Genomic DNA, 7,094 nt, shown 5'->3' on the forward strand with positions numbered 1-7,094 from the left:
GCGTCTGCCACCGTCATCCGGCCCTTCCCGTGCGATTGGCGCGGGCCAGCAGCCACAGCAGGTAGGGGGCCCCGATCAGGCTGGTGACCACGCCGACGGGGAACTGGCTGGACCACAGCAGGTGCTGGGCGGCGAAGTCGGCCACCGTCACCAGCAGCGCGCCGGTCAGCGCGGCGGGTATCAGTGCGGCGCCCGCGCCCGGTACCAGACGCCGGGCCACCGGCGCCGAGACGAACGCGACGAAGGCGACCGGTCCGGCCGCCGCCGTGGCGACCCCGGCCAGCGCCACCGCGCAGCCGAGCAGCGCCAGCCGGCTGCGGCCCACGCGGGTACCGAGCCCGGCCGCGGTGTCGTCGCCCAGTTGCAGCGGGCCGAGGTCCCGCGCGGCGAGAACGGTCAGCGGCAGCAGGAGCGCCAGCGCGCCGAGCAGTGGCCACACCTGCTCCAGGGTGCTGCCGTTGAGGCTGCCGGTGAGCCACACCAGGGCGTTCTGCGCCTCGGTCACCTCGGAGTTGGTCAGCAGGTACGACGTGACGCTGGAGAGCCCCGCGCCGATGCCGATGCCCACGAGCACGAAGCGCTGACCGGAGACGTTGCGACGCCAGGCGAAGGCGTAGATGACCGCCGCACTCAGCAGCGCACCGCCCAGCGCGGCAGCGGACAGGGCGATGCCACTGACCGCGAAGCCCAGCGAGGCAAGTACGGCCGCGGCGCTCGCACCCTGGCTGATGCCGATCACGTCGGGGCTGGCGAGGGGATTGCGCAGCAGTGCCTGGAACAACGCCCCGCTGAGACCGAAGGCGACACCGACCAGCAGACCAAGGAGCACACGCGGCAGCCGCAGCTCCACCACCACGAAGTGCGAGCCGGCATCACCGCCGCCGCTCAGGGCGCCGATCACATCGCCCAGCGGCACGGACATGTCGCCGTAGCTCAGCGCGGCACCGAACACCGCCGCGATCGCCGCCAGAAGCAGCCCCTGCACCAGCACCGTGCGCGCCCGGCGGGCCCGCCGCACGCCGTGGACGCGGCGCACCGCGTCGGCCCGCGACACGGTGCTCACGGCGCCGCTCCCGGCCGCTGCAGCGCTCACCTCGGCCGGTCCCGCCGCGCCCATACCCGCCTTCTCCATGTGCTCGCCCACTACTTCCGCCACCCGCTCACAGCTCGGACACCTTCCGGCGGCGCACAAGCACCACGAACGGAATCGCACCGATCGCGGCGGTCACGATGCCCGCCTGCACCTCTCCGGGAGGAGCGATCACCCGCCCCACGATGTCCGCGGTCAGCAGCAAGGACGGGGCGATCAGCGCGCTGTACGGCAGCACCCAGCGGTAGTCCGGGCCGGTGAACAGCCGGGCGGCGTGCGGGACGACGAGCCCCAGGAACGCGATCGGCCCGGCCACGACCGTCGCGGCACCGCACAGCAGCACCACGGCCACCGCGCAGGCGGCGCGCGCCAGACCGATCCGCTGGCCCAGGCCGCGCGCCAGGTCATCACCCAGGGACAGGGCGTTCAGCCGCGGACCCAGCAGCAGCGCCAGGACGATCCCGGCCGCGATGAACGGCAGGGCCTGCCACAGCACGGCGGCCTCGCGCCCGGTGAGTGAACCGACCTGCCAGAAGCGGTACTGGTCATACGACTTGGAGTCGGTCAGCAGCATCGACGTGGTCAGCGACAGCAGCGCCGCCCCGGTCGCCGCCCCGGCAAGGGCCAGCTTGACCGGCGTGGCGCCCTCCCGGCCCATGGAGCCGATGCCGAACACGACGAGCGAGGCGACCAGGGCGCCGAGGAAGCCGAACCAGATGTAGTGAGCGGGGTCGGACATGCCCAGGATGCTGATCGCGAAGACGACGGCGGCGGAGGCGCCGGAGTTGACGCCAAGTACGCCCGGATCGGCGAGGGGATTGCGGGCCACGCCCTGCATCACCGTGCCGGCCAGGCCGAGCGCGACCCCGGCGAGAAGGCCTGCCGCCGTGCGCGGCAGCCGCACCTCCTGCAAGATCAGCTGACCCTTGTCGGAGAGGTCGGGGTCGAAGATGCCGGGCAGCAGATCACCGGCACCGACATCACCCGAGCCCACCAGCAGACTCGCCCACATGACGAGCAGCAGGACGGCGACCAGCAGGACGAGACCGGCAGCCAGGGCAGGGGCTCGGTGCCCGCCGCCGCGGGGACGCTTCGCGGAGTTCGGTTCCCCTGTGGCCGTATCGCTGCCCGAGGTGCCCGAGGTGCCCAACGTGCCCGAGGAGTGGGCAGTGGAGGATGCCTTCATGGCCGTCGCCTCCGGGACACACACCCAGTGCGGCTGCTCCCAGCCATGAATCAACCGCTCCCTGTTCAGGCAGGGGCGCACTCACCTGCCGTTTTCCACTCCAGTAAGGTGAGCCTAACATTACATAATCGCCAGTCTGTTCGTCTGCTCGCCGATCTGTGAGGACCCCCGTGCCCGACGCCGCGATACCCGCAACCGCCCCGTCCCCCGGCGGTAGCGCCCCGGCCCCGCATACCTGGCAGGAGCTCGGCTCGGAAGACGAGCTGAGCGAACTGCTCGGCGAGCCCCACCCGATCGTCATCGACAAGGTCCACGACGAGCTGACCGAGCAGGACCTGGCGATTCTGGCCCGCTCGCCGTTCTGTGCCGTCTCCACCTCGGACGCGGAAGGCAACTGCGACACCTCACCGCGCGGCGGCGCCCCGGGCTTCATCCACGTGCTCGACGCGCGCACCGTCGTCCTGCCCGACCGCCCCGGCAACCGGCGCGGCGACAGCTTCCGCAACATCCTCAAGAACCCGCACGTGGGTCTGCTGCACCTGGTGCCGGGCAGCGGCGAGATCCTGCGCATCAACGGCCGGGCGCGCATCCTGACGGACGCCCCGTTCTTCGACCTGATGACCGTCAAGGGCCAGCGCCCGCGCCTGGCGCTGGTCGTCGACATCGACGAGATCTACCTGCACTGCTCCCAGTCCCTGCGCCGCTCGGGCCTCTGGCAGCCGGACACTTGGCCGCAGGATGAGCCCCGCTCCCGCTCCTGAGTCCGCCGACCGGGGGGCATCGCCCGCCCGGAACCGGGGTCATGGAGCAACGGCGGCCTCCGCCGGTTTCGCCCGCAGCGCGACCGACGTCGGCACCAGGATCGTCGCGAAGGTCAGCGCCACCGCAGTGCCGACGATCATCAGGTAGATCCACAACGGCCCGCTCGGCAGCACCGATCCGTCCAGGGCAAGTCCGAAGGGGACCAGCGACCCGGCGGCCACCCCGGTGCCGAGCGCGATGCCGACCAGCGCCGTCACCAATGCCTCCACCGACATCATCCACATCACCTGGCCGCGGGTCGAGCCGATCAACCGTTGCAGCGCGAACTCACTGCGCCGCTCGGCGGTCGCCACGATCAGCGAGTTGATCAGGGCGATCACCGCATAGCCGACCACGACCGCGGCCAGCAGGAAGCTGGCCACCCGGCCGCTCTCATCGCTCTGCGCGTGCGCGGCGGTTGCTTGCGCACGGTCCACGACAAGGACTCCGGGCACGCTGCCGGCCGCCTTGCGCACCGCCGCCTTCAGCTCCTGGGACGACACCCCCGGCTTCGCCTTCACCAGGATCTGCGGCAGTACGCCGGTCGTCGTACGAGGCAGCAACTCGGCAGCGGGCACCATCGCGTAGGCGAACCCGCGCGGCGGCGTGAACGACCCGACGACCGTCATCGTGGTCGCCTCCGCGTTGCCCCAGCGCAGCCTCACCCGGTCGCCGACGTCCTTGCCGCTGTCCTTGAGCACCTCCGTGGGCAGCACGATGCTGTCGCCGGTCAGGCGCCCGTAGTCGCCCCGCACCGTCGGGTACCCGATCGTCTGGCGGGCGCCGGACGCCGTGACCCCTTGCACGTCGATCCGGCTCGGCTCGACCCGGCGCCCGGCCGTCGTGCCGTTGCTGTCCTTGCCCGGGTCGAGGACGGTCTCCAGACGCGCCTCGCCGGACACCGAAGCGGACGCCCCGGCGACCTGCGGCAGGCCGGAGAGCGTGTCCACAAGCGCCGGTGACAGAGCCCCGCTCTGCGAACTGACCACCGCGTCCGCCGCCAGTCCGTCGGCGAACATCCGGCTGCCGGCTTCGTCCTGACTGGTCTGCAGGTAGATCAGTGCCGTGGCAAGACCGGTCGCCAGCATGATGGGGATCACCGCCGAGGCCAGCCGCACTTTGCGCACCGATGCGTTCTCCATCGCGAGGCGCCCTGGCAAACCGGTGAGCCCGCCCACCGGCCACCGCAACAGCGCCGCCAGCCAGCGGCACAGGCCCGGAGACACCAGGGCGACCCCGACCGCCCACAGCATCGCTGCCGGGCCCGCCGTGCTCGCCGCGATCGGCCCGGTCATCACCGACGCCGTCACGATCGCCAGCGCGGTCGCGCCGCCCAGGAACAGGAACGCCAGGACCATGCGGATCGGGCTGATCCAGCGGGTCTGCAGGGTCGCGTCGGCCATCGCTTCGGTCGGCCGGACCTTCGACACCCGGCGCGAGGCGATGAACGCGGCGGCCAGCGCGGCGAACAGCGTGGCGCCGAATCCGGCGAGCTTCGGGATGGCCCCCTGAGTGAAGACCATCTCGGCCGGTATCAAGTCCTGGTCCACCAGGACGTCGTACATGAAGCGACCGAACACCGGCCCCGGCACGAGCGACAGACCGGCCGCGAGCAGCGCGATCACACACGTCTCCGCCATCACCAGGCGTCGCAACTGCCCCGGCGTGACCCCCGTCGTGCGCAGCAGCGCCATCTCCCTGCGGCGCTGCTGCATCAGCATGCCCACGGTGCTGCCCACCACGAAGATCGCGACCATGGTGGACAGGCCGCCGAACGCACCCGCGACCGGAATCAGGTTCTGCCGGCCGCTGATCGCGTCCGGGAACTCGGCCACCCCCCGGTCGTCGCCGCGGAGCACCCGGCCACCACGGTCCGCGACCACCTCATCGATCGCGTCGGCGAGCTTCGCCGCGTCGGCGCCCGGGGCGGCGAGCACTCCGATGGCGTCGATCTTTCCGGGCCGCTGGTACAGACGCGCTGCCTCGCGGTCGGAGAACAGCAGCGCGGAGCTAGTGGCGACAGGGCTCTCGGCGATTCCGCTGACCCGGAACACGTGCGGGATGCCGCGTACCGCCGCCTTCATCTGCGCGCCCGGCCGCACACGCAGTCTCTTCGCGGTGGTGCTGTCCACCACGACCTCGCCGGACACGGCCGGCTCGGCACCCGCAACCAGCCGGTAGGGCGAGAGCGGTGCGCTGGACCAGCCGTGCCCGGACGCGGAGACCGGCCGACCGGCCAGCGCGGTGATCGGCACCGAGATGTCCGGCACCGCCTCGGCCACACCGGGCACCTCGGCCACGGCGTCCACCAGCTTCTCGTCCAGCAGCACTCGCTCGGTCATCGGATCGGTCGCGGAGCCGACCGCGTGGCCGGGGTAGTCCTGACTGCCGGTCACCACGACCGGTGCCGCGGCCAGCCGCTCGGCTTTGACGTCAGCGCGGATACCGGTCTCCAGCAGACCGCCGCAGCCCTGGACGACGACGGCGCCGACGAACAGTGCGACAAGCGAAGCGAGAAATCCGCCCTTGCGATAGCGCAGGGTCTTGAGCGCGAGACGCAGCACTAGATCACCCGTTCCGGGCGCACCGGCTGCTGCATCCGCGCCCACGCGCCCAGTTGCGTCATCTGTTCGGCCACCTGCTGGACGGAGGGCCGCTCGAGCTCGGAGCTCACCCGGCCGTCCACGAGGAAGACCACGCGGTCGGCGTGCGAGGCGGCCACCGGATCGTGCGTCACGATCACGGCGGTCTGCTCGCCGGAATCCACCGCCTCGCGCAGCAGCCCCAGGACCTCCAGCGCGGTCTCGGTGTCCAGGGCGCCTGTCGGCTCGTCCCCGAACAGCAGAACCGGCCGGGTGACCAGGGCCCGGGCGATCGCCACGCGCTGCTGCTGACCGCCGGAGAGCTCGCCAGGGCGGTGCTTGCGGCGGGGCGCGAGGCCGGTCCGCTCGATGACGTCGTCCACCAGCCGGCGGTCGGGCCGCTTACCCGCCAGACGCAGCGGCAGCGTGACGTTGTCCACGACGTTCAGCGCGGGCAGCAGATTGAAACTCTGGAAGACGAACCCGATCCGGTTCCTGCGCAGCTTGGTCAACGAGCGCTCGTTCATCGCTGTCAGATCCTGGCCCTCCAGGAAGACGCTGCCCGAAGTCGGCCGGTCCAGGAGGGCCGCACAGTGCAGGAAGGTGCTCTTGCCGGAGCCGGAGGGGCCCATCACGGCGGTGAAGGTGTGACGCCGGAAGCCGAGCGACACCCCCGCCAGCGCCGCCACGCTGTTGCGCGAACGCCCGTACACCTTGCGGACATCCTGTAAGCGCAGCAGCTCATCCGTGGGTAGCCGCTCATGCTTCGAACGCATCAAAATCTCCAAAGAACGGCTGGGCCGGGTGCTGAAGCTAATTGATCCGCGCCGCTCCGGAACATGGGGCTAGCCCTACCTGTGATCCGGTGGATAACCCGCTGATGTCTCGTCAGCCGCAGCTCTGCCCGCCCGGCCCGCCGAACTGCACCGAGCTCAGAAAGTCCCGGTAGGCAGGAAAGAAGTTCCCCTTGCCGGTCGGGCCGGAAGAGGTCACGACGGTGCAGCCGCTGTAGTTCGCCTCGGACCAGAGGTAGATGGTCGAAGAGGTCCGGTTCCAGTCGGACTTGGCCCGGTCGTCCATGCCGAGCGCCGCGAGGTCCGGGGTGTTCCCCTTGAGAGTGATCATGTCGCCGGTTCCGTCGAGTCCCGAGAACATGCAGTAGGAGCCGTCGGGACACCGGTCGTACCCCTCGGCCGCGTGTGCCGTGGAGACCGGCAGCAATGCGGCGCTGCCCGCGGCCAGCGCCACGAGGAGAACCGAGAGCCTGTTCTTCGTGCTCATTGCCCTGCGCATACTGATCCACCTTTGTCGTTGGGATCTGTCGGTTGCCACGTCAGGATCGTTGTCCGGTCCGGTGATCGGTTATCCGCCGCGGGGCGGTGGCACCGGGTGGTTAGGCCCGGCTCGCGCCCCGCGCGCCCGCGCTCCCCGGGCC

The 7,094-nt window shown here is 71.1% G+C and carries 6 protein-coding genes; 1 reads left to right on the plus strand and 5 read right to left on the minus strand.

Translation table 11 applies throughout. The annotated features are described in order from the left end of the window. Positions 1-13: 13 nt before the first annotated feature. Together ACWFR3_RS26485 and ACWFR3_RS26490 are read right to left on the minus strand one after the other, a co-directional pair. Complete coding sequence (locus ACWFR3_RS26485) at positions 14-1,117, minus strand: FecCD family ABC transporter permease (protein WP_453737130.1); 1,104 nt, start codon at positions 1,115-1,117, stop codon at positions 14-16. A 43-nt stretch (positions 1,118-1,160) separates the two neighbouring features. Then, the gene (locus ACWFR3_RS26490; protein ID WP_453737121.1) at positions 1,161-2,276 is read right to left on the minus strand and encodes a FecCD family ABC transporter permease; all 1,116 of its coding nucleotides are present in this window, start codon (positions 2,274-2,276) and stop codon (positions 1,161-1,163) included. A gap of 170 nt (positions 2,277-2,446) precedes the next feature. Here ACWFR3_RS26490 and ACWFR3_RS26495 point away from each other — a divergent pair, with 170 nt between their 5' ends. Beyond that, positions 2,447-3,037, plus strand: a complete 591-nt coding sequence (locus tag ACWFR3_RS26495) for an MSMEG_1061 family FMN-dependent PPOX-type flavoprotein (protein ID WP_453737122.1) — start codon at positions 2,447-2,449, stop codon at positions 3,035-3,037. Between the two features lie 39 nt (positions 3,038-3,076). Here the strand turns inward: ACWFR3_RS26495 and ACWFR3_RS26500 are convergent, their stop codons facing one another. From ACWFR3_RS26500 to ACWFR3_RS26510, 3 genes are all read right to left on the minus strand, one after another. Next, entirely contained in the window at positions 3,077-5,641 is a 2,565-nt protein-coding gene (locus ACWFR3_RS26500; RefSeq protein ID WP_453737123.1) for an FtsX-like permease family protein, read from the minus strand. Then, positions 5,641-6,435: an ABC transporter ATP-binding protein gene (locus ACWFR3_RS26505; protein WP_453737124.1), complete on the minus strand. Its 795-nt coding sequence runs from the start codon at positions 6,433-6,435 to the stop codon at positions 5,641-5,643. Before ACWFR3_RS26505 ends, ACWFR3_RS26500 begins: the two co-directional genes overlap by 1 nt. Before the next feature lie 112 nt (positions 6,436-6,547). Further along, positions 6,548-6,940 carry a peptidase inhibitor family I36 protein gene (locus ACWFR3_RS26510; RefSeq protein WP_453737125.1) on the minus strand — a complete coding sequence of 131 codons (393 nt, stop codon included), beginning with the start codon at positions 6,938-6,940 and terminating at the stop codon, positions 6,548-6,550. Positions 6,941-7,094: the final 154 nt, after the last annotated feature.

The organism is Streptomyces sp. NPDC055189 (genome assembly GCF_053606765.1).